The organism is Aeromonas lusitana (assembly GCF_002812985.1).
Classification (GTDB): Bacteria; Pseudomonadota; Gammaproteobacteria; order Enterobacterales; family Aeromonadaceae; genus Aeromonas; species Aeromonas lusitana.
In genome coordinates this window covers 1-18,310 of sequence record NZ_PGCP01000011.1, presented here as the reverse complement: position 1 = coordinate 18,310, position 18,310 = coordinate 1, and the positions used below count along the sequence as shown (strand labels likewise).

Sequence of the window (18,310 nt, the reverse complement as noted above, 5' to 3'; positions counted from 1 at the left end):
ATGAACAACAAGTTGCCACCGCTCTGGCTGGTGGTGGGATTGATGATGTTTCCCCAGATAGTGGAGACCATCTATAGCCCGGCACTGACCGGTATCGCCACGGCGTTCCGGGTGAGTGAGGGGATGGCGTCCCAGACCCTGTCGGTCTATTTTCTGGCGTTCGCCCTGGGCGTGGTCTGCTGGGGCCGATTGTGCGATCTCATCGGGCGGCGCCCGGCCATGCTGGCCGGTCTGCTGACCTATGCGCTGGGTTCTCTGGTGGCTCTGTTGGCGAGTCAATTTGAGACCCTGCTGCTGGCGCGCATCGTCTCGGCCTTTGGCGCCGCCGTGGGATCCGTGGTGACCCAGACCATGCTGCGCGACAGCTATCAGAGCAGGGAGCTGGCGCGCGTCTTCTCCGTGATGGGGGTGGCCCTGTCGGTCAGCCCTGTATTGGGCCTGATGAGCGGCAGCCTGCTGGTCGGCTGGTTTGGCTACCTAGGCGTGTTTGGCGCTCTGTTGGTGTTGGCCACGGGATTGGGACTGATCGTCTGCTGGCGGTTACCCGAGACTCGCCCGGTCGGCACGACCCAGGCTCCCCTGTTGCCGCTGGCGTGTCGTATGGTGCGGGATGCCGGGCTATGGCGCAGCGCCTTGCTGGTCGCCTTGTTCAACTCCATGCTGTTTGGCTACTACAGCCTGGCTCCCTTCCTGTTTGCTTCACTCGGTTTGACTGTAAGCGAGTTTGGCTACTCCGGCCTGGGGTTGGCGCTGGCGACCCTTGCCGGCAGCTTGCTGAACAAGGGATTGCTGGGGAGGAGCTGGCAGCCCTCATCCCTTATCCGTTTGGCCACGGGTCTGGCGCTGGGCTGCGGTGTGCTGGTGTGGGCCAGCCAGGCCTCCCTCTGGTTCCTGCTGCCCATGATGGGAGTTGTGGTGGCCTTTGGGGTGGCGATACCGAATGTGCTGAGCCAGGCCCTGTTGGCCTATCGGGACGTGGCGGGCAGTGCCGGCGCCCTGTTCGGGCTGGCTTACTACCTGTTGCTGAGTCTGGGGTTGGCCCTGGCAGCCAGCCTGCAGGATCTGGGACTCTTGCTCGGTGGCTGTGGCTTGCTGGCCGTGCTGTGCGGTTGGCGTCGTTCCACGTGAAACATCGGCTGCCGATAAACCGGTCGCCAATGCAGGACCAGGCTGGGTTGCTGGAGATGATAAGCCGCCCAGCCTCTTGTTGAAAATCAGCTGCCGATAAAGCGGTAGCCGATGCCTGACTCGGTCTCTATCAGGCTGGGTTGCTGGGGGTTGTCACCCAGCTTCTTGCGCAGGCTGGCGATGACGATGCGCAGGTAGTGGGTGTCTTCCTTGTGGCTCGGCCCCCAGATATCGTTGAGCAACTGGGTCTGCATCACCAGCTTGCCGGGATGGCAGACCAGCGCCTGCAGCAGGGCGAACTCCTTGCGTGACAGGGGAACTTCTTCACCGTGCAGGCTCACCTTGTGGCTGCTGGTATCCAGACTCAGGCCGCACTGTGGGAAGTGGCGGTGTTCACCGCTGCTGGCCCCGGCCCGCTGCCGCAGCAGCACGCGGATCCGCGCCATCATCTCTCCGATGCCGAACGGCTTGCTCATGTAGTCGTTGGCCCCCGCATCCAGCAGTCGCACCTTCTCCTGTTCCGAGTCGCGGGCCGACAGCACCAGCACTGGATTCTGATGATGCTCACGGATCATCTGCAGCACCTGGATGCCGTCTCCGTCGGGCAGTCCCAGATCCAGGATCACCAGATCGGGATTGAGGTGACGATACTGGGCCAGGCCCTCGTTGACGCCGACCGCCTCGCTGACCTGATGCCCCTCGGCCACCAGGCTGATGCGCAGGAAGCGGCGGATGGCCGCCTCATCGTCAATCACCAATATATGAGCCATCTAGCCTCCAGCCGCCGATGTCGTGAAGGGGATGGGCAGGCAGGCTGTCGCCTCTGTGACAAAAACCTGAAACATCATACCTCCGGTGCGTTGAGGGAAAGCGGTAGTGAGATGCGCATGCAGGTGCCGTTGCCGTTGGGACCGGCGAACGCCCAGATGCGACCGCCGTGAGCCTCTATCATAGCGCGAGAAATGGCGAGGCCAAGCCCGGTGCCACGACTGCCGCAATCTCCCACGGGCTGGGTGTAGAAGAGGTTGAAGATCTTGTCCCGATCGGACTCCGCTATGCCGACCCCGATGTCGATGATGTCGATGATGAGATCCGGGGTGGCCAGCATCACCTTGAACTCGATGGGGGTGCCCGCCGGCGAATAGCGGGAGGCGTTGTCGAGTATGTTGACCAGCACCTGTTCGATCAGGGCCCCGTGCACATAGAGTTGGGGGATCTGCTGATCGAAATGGACCAACAACTTGTGCTGGCGCCATGACGAGTCCAGCCGCTTGCGGGCACTCTCCACCAGGTCGGCGAGATCGACCCAGTCCCGCCTGAGCTGGAAGTCAGGCGAGCCGATGCGGGTCATGTCCAGCAGGTTCTGCACATAGCTGTGCAGGCGACGAGCTTCGTCCTGCACCGAGTGCAGCAGCTCGTTGCGATCCTCCTGGCTTATCCGATCACCGTATTCCAGCAAGGTGCTGCCGGCCCCCATGATGGTAGCCAGCGGCGTCTTCAGATCGTGGGAAACCGAGGAGAGCAGGGCGGCTCGCAGCCTGTCCGTCTCGGCCTGCAGCTGGCTGTCTGCCAGCCGCTCGTTGAGATCGATCCGGGCCAGAGCGGCGCGAATATCGGTGAGCAGCGCCTGCAACTGATGCTCGGTGGAGGAGGCGAGTGGATTGGCCAACCGGATGCCGAGCACCAGCTCGTCTGTGAGGTGATGATACTGGGCCTCGGCCGCATTGAGGGTGGCCGTGTGGGCGCCCGCCACCTGCTTCTGGGCCAGGCACCAGTCGATGGCGGCCTTGTCGGTCTGACCGGGTCCGGTGGGCGCATCGCCCGCCCGGTATTGGTAATCCTGATCGAGGGCAAACACGGGTTGGCCCAGGGCCAGGGAGATAGCCTCTGTGCCTTGCCTGAGCACCTCGACCGGGCTGCTGGCGGTGGCCAGGCCCTGACTCAGGGAGAGCAGGGCGTTACCGAGCTGTTGTGTTTCTCGCAGGCCCACTAGCTGCTGGCGCTGGCGGGAGGCGAGCCGTCCGGCGGCCATGCCGACGATGAGCAGCACGAACAGGGTAAGCAGATCGCTGTGGTTGGCCACGTTCAGGGAGAAGTGGGGGGCGACAAATAGCAGGTTGTGGGCCACGAAGCCCAGCACGGCGGCCAGTATGGCTGGCACCAGGCTGGTGGTGAGTGCCGTGGCCAGCACCCCCAGCACGAACAAGAGTGGCAGTGACGCGAGAGGTAGCCAGTGAGAGAGGCCCCAGGCGATGGCCGAGGTCGTACTCATGATGAAGAGTGCGAGCAAGCTCTGGCGAATATCCTTGGGACCCGCGGGATGCAGACCCAGACCGGGTTTGCGCTTCTCCGTATCCACCAGTGTTATCTCGAATCCTTGGGCCTGTTTGAGCAGGTGCTGTACTAGGGAGCGACGCCAGGGGGACTTGTGGGGCTTGCCGAGCAAGAGCTGCGAGACTTGCTGCTGCTCGGCCGTCTCCAGCAGGGCATCGGCTACCGCCGGGCTGGAGAGGGTCAACACCTTGGCACCCAGATGGGAGGCCAGTGCCAACGCCTGCTCCAGCTCGGCGGAGCGCTGCCCTTGGCTGTCGATGTGAACCACCAGCCAGGGTAGCTGGCGACGCTGGGCGAAGCGGTGACCATAGCGTACTAGGGAGGCGCCGTGCTGCTCCCCGAGGCACACCATCAGCTTACCCCGCAGGGGCAGCGTAGTCTTGCCCGCCGCCTGCCACTGCAGTTGCAGATCCCCTTCCACGTGGCTGGCAGCGGTCTGCATCGCCAGCTCGCGCAATGCAGTCAGGTTGTTGAGGGAGAAGAAGGATTGCAGGGCCGCTTTGGCCTGATGGGGCACATAGACCTTGCCCTCCTTGAGCCGACCGAGCAGCTCCTTGGGGGGCAGGTCTATGAGCACCAGACTGTCGGCTTCCAGCAGCACCTGATCCGGCAGCGTCTCCTTGACCCTGACCCCGGTCAGCTGCCACACCAGATCGTTGAGGCTCTCCAGGTGTTGCACGTTGAGGGTGGTGTAGACGTCGATGCCGGCACCGAGCAGCTCTTCCACATCCTGCCAGCGCTTCTCGTGACGGCTGCCGGGGGCATTGGTGTGGGCCAGCTCGTCCACCACGGCGATGGCGGGCTTGCGTTCGAGCAGGCCATCCAGATCCATCTCCTCCAGCCGTTGCTGGCGATGGTAGTGCAGTTGCAGGGGTTGGAGGGGGAGTTTGTCGAGCAGGGCCAGGGTCTCCTGGCGGCCATGGGTTTCCACCACCCCTATCAGGATATCGACGCCCTCCTTGGCCTGTTCACGCACTGCCTGCAGCATGGCGTAGGTCTTGCCTACGCCGGGGGCCGCGCCGAGAAAGACCTTCAGCTTGCCCTTGTGTTCTTCTTCCAGGCTGGCCAGCAAGGCGTCGGCTCTGACCTCATCACGCATCATTGTCCCTAGCGGGCCCTTGGCTGGGCCCGAAAAAATGGCTCACTGTTGGTCCAGGCCCTTGGGCCTGGACTGTCTTCCCTCATGCATCCTTGTCGAGTTGCAGGTTCAGCTCAAGGATGTTGACCACTTGGGGGCCAAGGATACCAGCTTGTGTTGCGGACTTGACCTGCTCCGTCAGCGAGGCGGGATCCAGCCCTCGTTCCTTGGCTACCCGGTCTACCTGGGACAAGACGGCATCCAGCGGCAGATGAGGGTCAAGCCCGGAGGCCGAGCGGGTCAGCAGGGTGGGTGACGGGTTGACAGCCAAGGCCTTGGCCTCCGTCTGGGCGAACTCGGCACGCAGGGGTGAGCTCATGCCGAGGTTGCTGGCACCGCTACCTATGGTGGCGAAGTCGGTGGCTGAGGGGCGGGAGTGGAAGTATTCCGCTCGCTCGAATTTTTGTGCCAGCAGGGCACTGCCGATCAGCTGCTGCTTGTTGTTGGTCAGCTGGCTGCCGTTGGCCTGCCAGGGGAACAGCACCTGGGCCAGCCCGGTCACCGCCAGCGGATAGCCGACGCCCAGCAACAGGGTCAGGGTCAGCAGGGTTCTAATCGCAATCATGATGTTTCCTTACTCCCGGATGGGATGAAGCGGCTGCCAAGCGGGTTGGCAGCCATGAGGTTCCTACACCAGGCCGAGGCCTGTGACGACCAGATCGATCAGCTTGATACCGATAAAGGGCACCAGCAGGCCGCCGACGCCGTAGATCAGCAGGTTGCGGCGCAGCAGACTGGCGGCGGTGCCCTTCAGGCTGACGCCACGCAGGGCCAGCGGTACCAGTGCCACTATGATCAGGGCGTTGAAGATGATGGCCGACAATATGGCACTCTGCGGGCTGCTCAACTGCATCAGGTTCAGCACCCCGAGTTGCGGATAGGCGGCGATAAACAGGGCCGGCAGAATGGCAAAGTACTTGGCCACGTCGTTGGCGATGGAGAAGGTAGTCAGGGCCCCACGGGTGACCAGCAACTGCTTGCCCACCAGCACCACGTCCAGCAACTTGGTGGGGTTGGAGTCCAGATCCACCAGGTTGCCCGCCTCCTTGGCGGCCTGGGTACCTTCGTTCATGGCTAGCCCCACGTCGGCCTGCGCCAGTGCCGGGGCGTCGTTGGCGCCGTCACCGCACATGGCGACCAGGCGGCCATCGGCCTGCTCCTGGCGGATATAGGCCAGCTTCTTCTCCGGTGTTGCCTCGGCGATGAAGTCATCCACCCCGGCCTCGGCGGCGATGGCCGCCGCTGTCAGCGGGTTGTCGCCAGTGATCATCACGGTGCGGATCCCCATGTGACGCAGGATCTGGAAGCGGGCCTTGATACCTGGCTTGATGATGTCTTTGAGGTAGACCACCCCGAGCAGTTGCTCATGGGTACAGACCAGCAGGGGTGTCCCCCCCTGACGGGCTATGTGGTCGACCGCCTTCAGGATGAGCTCGGGCACAGCCTTGCGCTCTATGGAGAGGTAATTCAGTACGGCGTCGACCGCCCCCTTGCGATATTGATGACCGTTGCGATCCAGCCCACTCAAGCGGGTCTCGGCGCTGAAGGGGATCACCTTGTCGCTCTCCAGCTGGCTCGGTTTGGCCATGCTCTTGCCAGCCAGGGTCAGGATGGACTTGCCCTCAGGGGTGTTGTCACCCAGAGAGGCCAGCATAGCCGCCTGTGCCAGCAGGGAAGGGTCTACGCCCGGCGCCGGGATCAGCTCGTCTGCCATGCGATTACCGAAGGTGATGGTGCCCGTCTTGTCCAGCAAGAGGGTGCGCACATCACCGGCGGCCTCCACGGCGCGGCCTGACTTGGCGATCACGTTCAGCTTCACCAGTCTGTCCATGCCGGCGATGCCGATGGCTGAGAGCAGACCGCCGATAGTGGTCGGGATCAGGGTGATGAAGAGCGCGATCAGGTAGATCCTGGGGACCTGGGTTTCGTTGTAGTTGAGGAACCAGGGCAGGGTGGCAACCACCAGCAGGAAGATCAGGGTCAGACCCACCAGCAGGGCGTTGAGTGCCATCTCGTTCGGTGTCTTCTGGCGTTTGGCCCCTTCCACCAGCGCAATCATGCGATCGAGTGTACTCTCGCCCGGATTGTTGCTGACCTTGATCCAGATCTCGTCGGAAACGACTGTGGTGTTACCTGTCACGCCGCTGCGATCGGTACCGGACTCGCGGATCACGGGGGCGGATTCCCCCGTGATGGCGGCTTCGTTGACCGAGGCGATACCGGCGATGACTTCGCCATCCGCCGGGATCATCTCGCCGCTGCGTACCAGCACCAGATCGCCCTTCAGCAGGCTGGTGGCGGGTACCCACTCACCGCGATTGTCACGGGGATGGGTGACCTTGCGCGCCTTGAGCTGACTCATGCCAGCCTTCAGGCTATCGGCCCGTGCCTTGCCACGGCCTTCCGCCAGGGTCTCGGCAAAGTTCGCAAACCAAAGCGTCAGCCAGAGCCAGGCGGTGAGCTGCCAGGCCAGGCTGGGAGCTACCCCGGACAGGGGTTGCCCCAGCAGGGACTCGACGGTCGCCATCACGGCGGCCAGCCAGAGGGTGAACAATATCGGACTGTCGAACAGCGCCTTGGGGTTGAAGCGATAAAGGGCTTCAATCATGGCCTCTACGACCAGTGAACGATGTGACTTGGCCTTGACCTTGTCGGTACCGGTGGCCACTGAAATTGACTTGCTCATTAGAAAGCTCCCTGCATCAGGGTGAGATGTTCGGCTACCGGTCCCAGTGCCAGCACGGGCAGGAAGGAGAGGCCACCTATCAGCAATACGGTAATGATCAGCAGGCTCACAAACAGCGGACCACTGACCGGGAAGTCACCTTCACCGACATCCTGGCGCTGGGCGCGGGAGAGTTGGCCAGCGATGGCCAGTACCGGGATGATGTAGCCGAAGCGACCGAGCAGCATGGCCAGACCGATGGCGATGCACTGCCAGCTGTCGGCGGCGGCAAAGCCTGCGAAGGCGGAGCCGTTGTTGCCGGCGGCGGAGGCGTAGGCGTAGATCAGGCGAGACAGGCCGTGCGGGCCGTCGTGTCCTATCACTGTGCTGGCGTTTGGCATCAGCAGGGTTATCCCACCGATCACCAATACCCCGAGCGGCATCACCAGCATGCTGGCGACCACCCATTTCATCTCGGTGATACCGAGACGCTTGCCCAGATAGGTCGGGGTGCGTCCTACCATCAGGCCGCATAGGAACACGGTCAGCAGCACGAACAGCATCATGCCGTAGATACCGGCGCCGACGCCGCCAAACACCACCTCACCCAGCAGCATGTTGATCATGCCGACCATGCCACCGAGAGGGGTGAAGCTGTCATGCATGGCATTGACCGAGCCGTTGGAGGCCGAGGTCGTCGCCACTTCCCAGATGCTGGACAGCACAGGGCCGAAGCGGCTCTCCTTGCCTTCCCAGTTGCCCGCTTGTTGGGTGAGGTGGGCGAGGGCCGGGTCAGGTTGCAGCTCCTGATAGAGGGAGAGGCTGAGCCCGAGCACGAACAGCAGTGTCATGGCGATGAGGATGGCGCGGCCGTGACCATGGTGCTTGACGTAGTGACCCAGGGTGCACACCAGGGCGGCGGGCAGGGTCAAAAGGGTGACCATCTCCAGCCAGTTGGTGAACGCGGTTGGGTTCTCGAATGGGTGAGCCGAGTTGATGCCAAAGAAGCCACCGCCGTTGGAGCCGAGCTGCTTGATGGCGATCTGGGACGCGGCCGGGCCGAGCGGCATCAACTGCTCCTGACCTTCCAGGCTGTGGAACGGCAGGTAGGCAGACAAGGTCTGGGGCACACCCTGCCAGACCAGCAACAGCGCCATGATCAGCGCCATCGGCAGCAGCACATAGAGGCAGAAGCGCACCAGATCCTGCCAGAAGTTACCCAGATGGGTGGTCTGCTGGCGGGTGATGCCGCGGAACAGGGCCACGGCCACTGCGGCGCCGGTACCGGCGGAGACGAAGTTCTGGGTGGTGAGTCCGACCATCTGGCTGAAGTAGGAGAGGCTGGCCTCACCGGAGTAAGCCTGCCAGTTGGTGTTGGTCATGAAGCTGACCGCTGTGTTGAAGGCGAGCTCCCAGCTCAGGCCCGGCAGGTTCTGCGGGTTGAGCGGCAACAGGCCTTGTGCCATCAGGATCAGGAACAAGAGACCGAAGCCCGCACCGTTGAAAGCGAGCAGGCTGACGGCGTAGGACTTCCAGTCTTGCTCCCGTTCATCGGTACCACAGCAGATCATGGTCGCTCGCTCGACGGGAGCGAGCCAACGGGTCTGCCCTTCGAATACCCGATATATATAACTGCCTAGCAGGGGTGCAGGCAGCAGAACCAGCAGCACGAAGGCGACTGGGTAGATGAGTTCTTGCCACATGATCTGGTCCCTCACTCATGACTGCGTGTGAGAGCACGCAGCAGATAGCCCAACAGGGCGAGGACCAGTAGCAGATATAGCCAATTCATATAAATTCCCTTGGTGTAATTGACACCACAAGGGTACGTAGAGTGGACGTAAAGGCGCCATAAAGGGCCCTATCACGGACGTAAAATTGGCGTAAAAAGCGGGAAAATCAGTGGCCTGAATGACAAGACCCGGCCAGTGCCGGGTCTTGTGGTGATGAGGTATCTGTCAGAGGGGGATGCCAGCGAACCGGCATCCTCCGGGGCTAGCGCATGATATCTAGCGCTTCTGTGCTGGTGGGGTGGGAATGACAACTCAGCTGTCGAGCTGACCTTGGCGTTCCTATTTCCCCCACCTCAACGCATGGTGACAAACTCTTCGGCGCTGGTGGGATGGATAGCGACGCAGTTGTCGAAGTCTGTCTTGGTGGCGCCCATCTTCATGGCCACACCGAAGCCCTGCAGGATTTCGTCCATGGCAAAACCGATGCCGTGCAGACCGACCACCTTCTCCTCTGGTCCGACACAGACCAGCTTCATGCGGGTGGGCTGGCGATGCTGGGTCAGGGCCGAATACATGGCGGTGAACTGGCTGCGATAGACCTTCACCTGACTCTCGCCATACTCGGCAATGGCCTCCGGCTCGGTCAGCCCTATGGTGCCTATGGGAGGGTGGCTGAACACCACGGTCGGCACCAGATCGTAGTTGAGGTGCTCGTTTGGCTTGTTGTTGAACAGCCGCTCCGACAGGCGACGACCGGCGGCGACGGCGACCGGGGTGAGCTGGATCCGGCCCGTGTTGTCACCCACAGCATAGAGGTTGTCGACATTGGTGTTCTGAAACTTGTCGGTCGGGATATAGCCCTTGGCATCCAGCTCGATGCCGGTGGCAGAGAGGTTCAGCTTGTCGGTGGCCGGGGCGCGGCCTATGGCCCAGATCAGGCAATCTACCGTGAGGTGACGGCCATCTTCCAGCTGCAGGGTCAGGCTGCCATCGGCGTTCTTGATCACCGCCTTGGGGATGGCATGGGTGTGCAGTTTCGGGCCTTCGGCGGCCATGATCTCTACCAGGGTTTCCTGGATCATGGGATCAAAGCTGCGGAGGGGCCCCTGTTTGCGAACAACTAGATGGGTCTCTGAGCCGAGCGCCTGCATCACGCCGGCGATCTCCACTGCGATATAGCCGGCCCCGACCACGGCGACCCGTTTGGGCTGCTCTTGCAGCGCAAAGAAGCCGTCGGAATCGATACCCAGCTCGGCGCCCGGGATGCTGGGGACTTCCGGGTGACCGCCGGTGGCGATCAGTATGTGATCGGCCGTGTACTGCTCACCATCGACCTCGACAGTGTTGCTGTTGACGAAGCGGGCGAAGCCTCGAATGACAGTGATCTGGTTCTTGCCGAGCACGTTCTCGTAGGACTGATGGATGCGGCTGATGTACGCCTGGCGGGACTCGACCAGCTTGGCCCAGCTGAAATGGTTGAGCGTGGTGTCGAAGCCGTAGTCGGCGCCATATCTGAGGGCATCGGCGATCTGGCCGGCATACCACATGGCCTTCTTGGGAACACAGCCCACATTGACGCAGGTGCCGCCCAACGCCTTGGCTTCGATCAGGGCGACTTTCTTGCCATACATGGCCGCCCGGTTGGCCGAGGCGATGCCGCCGCTGCCACCGCCGATGGCGATGTAGTCAAAATGCTGTGCCATGGTGAGGTTCTCCGCTGGTTAAGAATGCTATCAAGGCATGATGGGGACAAAGCGGCTGGCTCACAAGGGCCAGCGCTCAGTTATGGGGGATCGGCAGGCTGATGTGGAACTGGGCGCCCTGGCCGGGTTCGCTGGCGCAGTTGATGCGACCGCGCAGCAATTGCACCACCAGGTTGTAGATGATGTGGGTGCCGAGCCCGCTCCCGCCATGGCCACGCTTGGTGGTGACGAAGGGATCGAAGATGCGCGGCAATATCTCGGGGGGGATGCCGCGGCCGTTGTCGCTGTAGTCGATGATTAGCTCGTCACCCTGTTGTGCCACCTTGATACTGATCTTCTTGGGCCTGTCCCAGCCGTCGAAACCGTGGTTGATGGAGTTGAGGATCAGGTTGGAGTAGATCTGGGTGAAGCTGCCCGGGAAGGAGTAGAGGGTCAGCTTGGGATCGCACTGAATGTCCACCTCGCACTGGGCCTTCTTGAGTTTGTGGCCGAGTGACACCACCACCTGATGCAGGTTGTCCGCCAGACTGAAGTTGTAGCGCGCCTCCGATGACTGATCCACCGCCACCTGCTTGAAGCTGGCGATGAGCTCAGAGGCGCGTCTCAGGTTGCCTTGCAGCAGCTGCATGGACTCATCGAGATTGACCGTGAATTCGTTGAGATAGGAGCGGGAGAGCTGTTTGGCCTCGATGTGCTGCTTGAAGTCGGCCACCCGCTCCTGCAGGTAGGAGGAGGCGGTGACACTGATGCCGATGGGGGTGTTGATCTCGTGGGCGACCCCGGCGACCAGCGAGCCAAGAGAGGCCATCTTCTCTGACTCCACCAGGGTCTGCTGAGCCTGTTTCAAGTCGTCATAGGCCTTGCCGAGCTGATCGTTGGCTTCCCGCAGGCTGCGGGTGCGCTCGGCCACCTTGCTCTCCAGCTGCTCGTTGAACAGGGTGATCTCCCGCTCGACTTTCTTGAGGCGGGTGATGTCATAACCGAAGCCAATCAGGTACTTGAGGGTCGGGCCTTCGTAGAAGGGGGCGAAGGTCCATTGCAGGACGAGCTCGTTGCCCTGCTGATCATGCATGATGATCTCGCGATCCTCGATGGAGCCTTGCTCCGCCAGGGTGGTGGCCAAGGCCTGCCTGTGCTCCTGACTGACGAACAGATCCAGCCAGTTGTGTTGCAGCAGCTCCTGATGGTGATAACCGGTGAGCATGATGGCGGCCGGGTTGATGCTGGCGATGGTGAGATCCGGCTCCATGCAGCAGATGACCATGTTGGCCGAGTTGATCAGGGTGGCGGAGAAGTCCCGCTCCTGCTGGAGCTGATCCGCCGCCCTGTGCCGGGCCGCAAACTCGTCGTTCAGCCGGGTGCGCATCTGGTTGAGGGTGGCGGCCAAGGTATCGAACTCATCTGGCTTCTTGCGGGGCAGGGGACGCCCCTCCAGGGTCAGCTTGACGGTCAGCTTGTCCGGACTCAGGGTCTGGGCGTAGCCGACGATGCTGTTGATATGACGGATCACCAGATAGTAGATGATGACCAGGATGCAGAAGGAGACGACCAGGGTCTTGATGGTCTGGCTGACCATGATCAGCACGGATTTCTCGATCAGGCGCTGATAGATCTGCTCGAGGGAGGCGGCTACAAACAGCTTGCCGACCACTTCTCCCTGATAGGTGAGGTTGAATTCCCGGGAGATGTCGTAGCTCTCCCGCTCCACTCCCTGGCTCAGCAGTGGCACTTCGGTGTTGCCGAGCATCTCCTTGACCAGCACGAACTGCATGTTGGGCAGGTTCATGATGCCTTCGATCTGCACCTTGACCTGCTCTTCATCCAGGTTCCACAGGCTGGCGGAGATAGGCTGCAGGAAGGAGGCCTCGATCTGATCGATGCTGTCCTCGATGACGGCCACGTCCTTGTTGTAGTCCCAGGCGAGCTGCAGCACGGTAATGATCAGCGCCAGCACAGTGCTGCACACCAGAATATAGGAGAGCAGGCGATACGAGAGCCCGTTTTGGCTGACGGCCTTGGAGAGAAGTCCTGACATGGCGTCCTTGCGGTCTGGATTGAGTGCGGTTCAGTGTAACTGCTTCAAACAGCGATGTCGTGCCCTGTGAAATCGATAAAAAGAAGGCCCCGTGAGGGGCCTTGTTTCATTGTGGGGGGAATCAATGGCCCCCTTTCGCCTTGGCGGGAATCGACTCGTCGAATTCCTGCAGCGGTTTGTGCTCGGACGCCAGGTAGGTGTAGATCACCGGCAGCACGAACAGGGTGAACAGGGTACCTATGGCCAGACCGGCCACGATCACGATACCTATGCTGAAGCGCTGGGCGGCGCCGGCACCCGAGGCATAGAGCAGCGGGATGAGGCCTGCGATCATGGCCGCCGTGGTCATCAGGATGGGGCGCAGACGCACCTTGGCGGCTTGCATCACCGCCTGCATCCGGTTCATGCCGTGCAGCAGCTGTTCTTCTTTTGCCACCTCACAGATCAGGATGCCGTGCTTGGTGATCAAGCCGACGAGGGTGATGAGACCCACCTGAGAGTAGATGTTCATTGTGGCCATGCCCCAGGCCAGCGCGATCAAGGCACCACTGATGGCGAGCGGCACCGAGACCATGATGACCAGGGGGTCACGCACGGATTCGAACTGGATCGCCAGCACCAGGAAGATGATGGCGAGGGCCAGGGCGAAGGTGGCGTACAGGGCGTTGCCTTCGGTCACGAACTGGCGAGCTTCACCCATGAAGTCGTAGCGGTAACCTTGTGGCAGTTTCTCCTCTGCGGTGGCCTTGAACCAGTTGATCGCATCACCCATGGCGACACCCGGAGCAGGAACTGCGCCTATGGTGGCCGAGTTCAGCTGGTTGAAGTGGGGCAGGGCACGGGGCTCACCCACCACGTCTATGGTGATCAGGCTGCCCAGCGGGATCGACTTGCCGTCGGCGGCGCGCACGTAATAGCCCTTCATGGATTCGGGGTTCATACGGTATTTGCGTTCCACCTGCGGGATCACCTCGTAGGAGCGGCCATCCAGATCGATACGGTTGACGTAGCCATCCGCCATCATGGTACCCATGGTGGTGCCTATGTCCTGCATGGTGATGCCGTAAGCACCCGCCTTGTCCTTGTCGATCTTGATCTTCATGGTGGCCGAGTCGTAGTTCAGATCGAGATCCGTGTAGACGAACTGGCCGTTGGCCTTGGTGGCCGCCAGCATCTCACCCGCGATCAGGAACAGACTCTCGAAGCTGTTCGGGGTAGTGATGACGAACTGGATGGGCAGACCGCTGGAGGCACCTGGCAGCTCGGGGAACTGGAAGGTGGTGATGGCCATGCCGGGAATGTCGGTCACAAGACCGGCCACCCGGTCCAACACCTCTTTCTGGCTCGCCTCACGCTCACTCCAGGGCACCAGGGACGCAATACCGAACGCCTGGTTGGAGTTGAACACCCCGGAGAAGACCTGGGCATAGGCGATTTCCGGCTGCTCATCCAGGATCTTGTTCACGTCGATCATGGTGTTTTCGATGTAGTCCAGGTTGGCGTTGGATGGCGCCGTCGCCAGGACTGCCATGACCCCCTTGTCTTCCGACGGGGCCAGTTCGCTCGGGATGAACTTGAACAGCAGCGGCAAACTGCCAAATACGATGATGGCAAACACCACCACCACGATGCGATGTTTCATCACGGCGTGCAGCATGGCGTCGTAGCGGGCCGTCATCCGATCCAGCAGATGGTGTACCGTGCTCTCGAACTTGTTCGGCTTGGCGTTCGCCTTGAGCATCTTGGAACACATCATGGGGGACAGGGTCAGGGCTATGATGCCCGAGACGAACACTGCCCCTGCCAGGGTCAGCGCGAACTCCTTGAACAGGGAGCCTGTGATGCCCCCCATCAGGGCGATGGGCGCGTACACGGCCGCCAGGGTGACCGTCATGGCGATAACCGGCACGGCTATCTCACGGGTCCCTATGATGGCCGCCCTGAAGGGTTCTTCCCCCTCCTTGATGTGACGATCCACGTTCTCCAGCACCACGATGGCGTCATCCACCACCAGGCCGATGGCCAGCACCATGGCCAGCAAGGTCATGAGATTGATGGAGAAGCCGAACAAATCCATCATCATCACCACCCCGATAAGGCTCAGTGGAATCGTGATGATGGGGATGATGACGGCCCGGAACGAGCCGAGGAACAGGGTGATCACCACCAGTACGATGGCGGCCGCTTCCAAGATGGTCTTGATAACCTCGTGGATGGACTCGTTGATGGCGATGGTGGAGTCATACAGCACGTTGGTCTGCATGGTGCTCGGCATGTTGCGCTTGAGGTCCGGCAGCAGCTCCAGCACATCGTGGGCGATGGTGATGGGGTTGGCGGTCGGCGCCGCGTTGATGGCGAGTACCACGGCCTCTTTGCCGTTGGCGCTGGCACGATAGATGTCGTGGCTCTTCTCCAGCGACACCTTGGCGATGTCGGACAGGCGGATCACCTGACCCTTGCGGGTCGCCACTACCAGTCGCTCGAGTTCATCCGTGCTCTCGACCTGGGTCTTGGCATTGCCGTTGAACAGGGTGAAGTAGCCGGTGGCCTGACCCGTGGCGGATTGATAGTTGTTGCTGTTGAGCACCGTCATCACGTCGCTGGCGGTCAGGTCGAAGGCCGCCATCTTGGCCGGATCCAGCCATACCCGCAGGGCAAACTCGACCCCGCCGTAGATATCGATCTTGGAGACCCCGCCCACGGTGAACAGCTGGGGCTTGATGACCCGTTCCAGGTAGTCGGTGATCTGGCTGGAGTTCAGCTCAGGGCTGGTGAAGCCCATGTAGAGCACCGCCGTGGTGGAGCCAGTGGAGGAGGTGACCGAGGGGTCTTCCGCCTCTTTGGGCAACTGGGAGCGCACCGAGTTGACCTTGGCCAGGATGTCGGCCAGGGCAGCGTTGGGGTCGGTGTTCAGCTTCATGTAGGCAGTGATGGTGGAGCTGCCCAACTGGCTGGAGGAGGTCATGAAGTCGATGTTGTCGGCTTGCGCGACCGCCTGCTCAAGGGGTTGGGTGATGAAGCCCTGGATCAGATCGGAACTGGCCCCGTAATAGCTGGTGCTGACCGTGATCACCGTGTTGGTGACCTCGGGGTATTCCCGCACCTGCATCTTGAAGATGGCCTGGAAGCCGAGCAGGGCGATCAGGAAACTGATCGAGATCGCCAGCACGGGACGCTTTATGAAAATGTCAGTAAATCGCATCGCAGATCTCCGCGCTTACAGCATCGGGGTTTGTGCCGGAACGGCAAGGGCATCGTTGTCGACCACGCGCACCTTGGTATCGTTGCTCAGGCGAACCTGACCCGACAGCACGATTTCATCGCCAGACTTGATGCCGGACAGCACGTGGACGTCATTGCCGCGGCGCTCGCCTGCCTTGACCACCACCTGCTTGGCCCGCTTCACCCCATCCGCTTCGTGGATGACGTAGACGTTCTCCCCATACAGGGTGAAGGAGATGGCGGATTGCGGGATCACAATCTGGTCTTTCACCGTGGGCAGAATGATGCTGGCGCGGGCGAACATGCCGGAACGCAGCTGGCCGTCGTTGTTCGGGATGGCTGCCTGCACCTGGATCAAGCCGCTCTGGTAGTTGACGGCGGGCTCGATGGCGGTGATGCGGCCGTCAAACTGGGTATTGGGATAGGCATCCACGTTGATCTTGATGGTCTGGCCCAGGGAAATCTTGGAGATGTCGGTCTGGGGCACGGTGAAGCGCAGGCGCATCACGCTGGTGTCTTCCAGGCGCACTATCTCGGTACCCGGCTCCAGATACTGGCCGAGGAAGACGTTGCGCAGACCCACGGCCCCGCCGAAGGGCGCACGCACTTCACGGCGGGCTATGGTGCCCTTCAGGCTTTCTATGTCCGCTTCCAGCGAACGGTAGCTGGCTTCGGCATCGTCCAGCTGATCCCGGGAGATGGAGTTCTTCTGGTACAGGTTCTGGTAGCGCTCGAACTTGGCGCGCGCCGCCGGCAGCCTGGCCTGGGAAGATTGCAGATTGGCTTTTTCCACGCTGGAGTCCAGGCTCAGCAGCAGCTGATCCGCCTTGACTGACACCCCGGATTCGAAGCTGATGTTGTCTATGGTGCCCGCCAGTTCACTGGAAAGGGTGACCCCCTGGTTCGGCTCGATGAAACCGATCGCCTCTATGGTTGGCACCCAGTCCTGTGCCTTGGTCACCATAGCGGTCACCGGGAACTCGGGCTCGGGTCGATTGGCCATGAACTCTGCAATTTTCTTCTGCTTGAACATATTGAAACCGATGACACTGCCAAACAGGACAAATGCAATCAGCAACATGACGGCCATCCACTTTTTCATGAACAGGCTCCTGTGGTGGAATTATTAGGGTTTAAAATGGCATTCCAGCTGGCCCGGATCACGGTCTCCAACTGCGCTTGCGTCAATACAAAAGGGTGGGCCCGACGTTGCTGTGCCAGGTTGGCCACACAATCCAGGCTCAGGGCCTGCAATACCAGAACGGGCAAATCGATAAACAGACCTTGCTGGCGTCCCTGTTCAAAAAAGCGCTCAAGTGGCGCCCATAGCGCCATTATGACCGGATCCCGTTCCAATTCAGCCCCCAATGGAGAACTTTCGTACTGCAATTTACATTTCAGTGCATTGGGGAAATTGGTAAAGATGGCATCTATGTTGAGCCACAGGCGTCGATACTGCCGGTATGACACCTCCTCTATCTGCACACCTTCCATGACCAAAGGATGACACTGAAGAATAGTGTGCTGATAAAGCTGGCGGATCAGATCATCCTTGTCGCTGAAGTAGCGATAGATGGTGCCCGCCGCCACCCTGGCTTTCTTGGCGACCACGGCGATGGAGAGGCCATAGAAGCCCTGCTCGCCGAGGATCTCGCGCGCCGCCTCGAAAATGCGTTCTTTCTTGTCCATGACCCTCTGACTGTTAACGGCTGAATGAACGTTCATTCATTCTAGGTGGGCAAGTGACCAAGTCAAGGGATGGAAATGGGTTTCCTGCCAGATAAGGGTAGGGAAGTGGGCCGAGTGAGAACGATTCTGGCTGAAAACCGTGAGAAACGGTATAAAACTGCACAAAGCGATTGAAAAACAAACGCCTGATTCGTCATGACAAAAAAAGAGTGGACAAGGTGGGCGCCATCATCAATAATGCGCCCCGTTCGACAGCGTAGCGCCCGTAGCTCAGCTGGATAGAGCGCTGCCCTCCGGAGGCAGAGGTCACAGGTTCGAATCCTGTCGGGCGCACCATCAAACGTGCGCCAGTTAAACGGGCGTTGTTGTGGAACGAAAACAGCTGTGGTGGCTGTAGCTCAGTTGGTAGAGTCCCGGATTGTGATTCCGGTTGTCGTGGGTTCGAGCCCCATCAGCCACCCCATTTTAAAGCTGTTTTGCAGCATGTTTAGGTATGCGAAGGTGGCGGAATTGGTAGACGCGCTAGCTTCAGGTGTTAGTGCCCCCCGGGTGTGAGGGTTCGAGTCCCTCTCTTCGCACCATGATTCTGACATGTTAAAACAGAGCAATGCGCCCAACCGCATTTAAAAACCAGATGGGAAAAACAGTGTGCGAAGGAGGCGG

General features: G+C 60.9%; 11 protein-coding genes and 3 tRNA genes. 4 read left to right on the top strand and 10 right to left on the bottom strand.

Annotated features, from left to right (window positions below):
• The gene (locus CUC44_RS07950) at positions 1 to 1,128 is read left to right on the top strand and encodes a multidrug effflux MFS transporter (RefSeq protein ID WP_100859435.1); all 1,128 of its coding nucleotides are present in this window, start codon (positions 1 to 3) and stop codon (positions 1,126 to 1,128) included.
• A gap of 86 nt (positions 1,129 to 1,214) precedes the next feature.
• Here CUC44_RS07950 and CUC44_RS07945 read toward each other — a convergent pair whose 3' ends face one another.
• From CUC44_RS07945 to CUC44_RS07895, 10 genes are all read right to left on the bottom strand, one after another.
• Positions 1,215 to 1,898, bottom strand: coding sequence for a response regulator (locus CUC44_RS07945; RefSeq protein WP_100859434.1), 684 nt, complete (start codon positions 1,896 to 1,898; stop codon positions 1,215 to 1,217).
• 74 nt (positions 1,899 to 1,972) lie between these two features.
• Positions 1,973 to 4,561, bottom strand: a complete 2,589-nt coding sequence (locus CUC44_RS07940; protein WP_100859433.1) for a sensor histidine kinase — start codon at positions 4,559 to 4,561, stop codon at positions 1,973 to 1,975.
• A gap of 82 nt (positions 4,562 to 4,643) precedes the next feature.
• The gene (locus CUC44_RS07935; protein WP_100859432.1) at positions 4,644 to 5,165 is read right to left on the bottom strand and encodes a potassium-transporting ATPase subunit C; all 522 of its coding nucleotides are present in this window, start codon (positions 5,163 to 5,165) and stop codon (positions 4,644 to 4,646) included.
• Positions 5,166 to 5,228: 63 nt separating this feature from the next.
• The gene (gene kdpB, locus CUC44_RS07930; protein WP_100859431.1) at positions 5,229 to 7,286 is read right to left on the bottom strand and encodes a potassium-transporting ATPase subunit KdpB; all 2,058 of its coding nucleotides are present in this window, start codon (positions 7,284 to 7,286) and stop codon (positions 5,229 to 5,231) included.
• On the bottom strand, positions 7,286 to 8,968 hold the full coding sequence (gene kdpA / locus CUC44_RS07925; RefSeq protein WP_100859430.1) for a potassium-transporting ATPase subunit KdpA: 1,683 nt from the start codon (positions 8,966 to 8,968) through the stop codon (positions 7,286 to 7,288). The genes kdpB and kdpA overlap by 1 nt, the downstream gene beginning before the upstream one ends.
• 383 nt (positions 8,969 to 9,351) lie before the next feature.
• Positions 9,352 to 10,701 carry a glutathione-disulfide reductase gene (gene gorA / locus CUC44_RS07915; protein WP_100859429.1) on the bottom strand — a complete coding sequence of 450 codons (1,350 nt, stop codon included), beginning with the start codon at positions 10,699 to 10,701 and terminating at the stop codon, positions 9,352 to 9,354.
• Positions 10,702 to 10,777: 76 nt separating this feature from the next.
• Complete coding sequence (locus CUC44_RS07910) at positions 10,778 to 12,736, bottom strand: ATP-binding protein (protein ID WP_100859428.1); 1,959 nt, start codon at positions 12,734 to 12,736, stop codon at positions 10,778 to 10,780.
• A 121-nt stretch (positions 12,737 to 12,857) separates the two neighbouring features.
• Positions 12,858 to 15,938 (bottom strand): multidrug efflux RND transporter permease subunit, encoded by a 3,081-nt coding sequence (locus CUC44_RS07905; RefSeq protein ID WP_100859427.1) that lies wholly within the window; start codon positions 15,936 to 15,938, stop codon positions 12,858 to 12,860.
• A 15-nt stretch (positions 15,939 to 15,953) separates the two neighbouring features.
• Positions 15,954 to 17,060: an efflux RND transporter periplasmic adaptor subunit gene (locus tag CUC44_RS07900; protein ID WP_100859426.1), complete on the bottom strand. Its 1,107-nt coding sequence runs from the start codon at positions 17,058 to 17,060 to the stop codon at positions 15,954 to 15,956.
• Entirely contained in the window at positions 17,057 to 17,647 is a 591-nt protein-coding gene (locus CUC44_RS07895; protein ID WP_100859425.1) for a TetR/AcrR family transcriptional regulator, read from the bottom strand. Before CUC44_RS07895 ends, CUC44_RS07900 begins: the two co-directional genes overlap by 4 nt.
• A gap of 259 nt (positions 17,648 to 17,906) precedes the next feature.
• On the opposite strand from CUC44_RS07895, the gene CUC44_RS07890 reads away from it, so the two are divergent.
• The 3 genes from CUC44_RS07890 to CUC44_RS07880 all read left to right on the top strand — a co-directional run bounded on the left by CUC44_RS07890 (position 17,907) and on the right by CUC44_RS07880 (position 18,228).
• A tRNA-Arg gene (locus CUC44_RS07890) sits at positions 17,907 to 17,983 on the top strand.
• Positions 17,984 to 18,034: 51 nt separating this feature from the next.
• Positions 18,035 to 18,110 (top strand) — tRNA-His (locus tag CUC44_RS07885).
• A 32-nt stretch (positions 18,111 to 18,142) separates the two neighbouring features.
• Positions 18,143 to 18,228, top strand: a tRNA-Leu gene (locus tag CUC44_RS07880).
• Positions 18,229 to 18,310 lie beyond the last annotated feature (82 nt).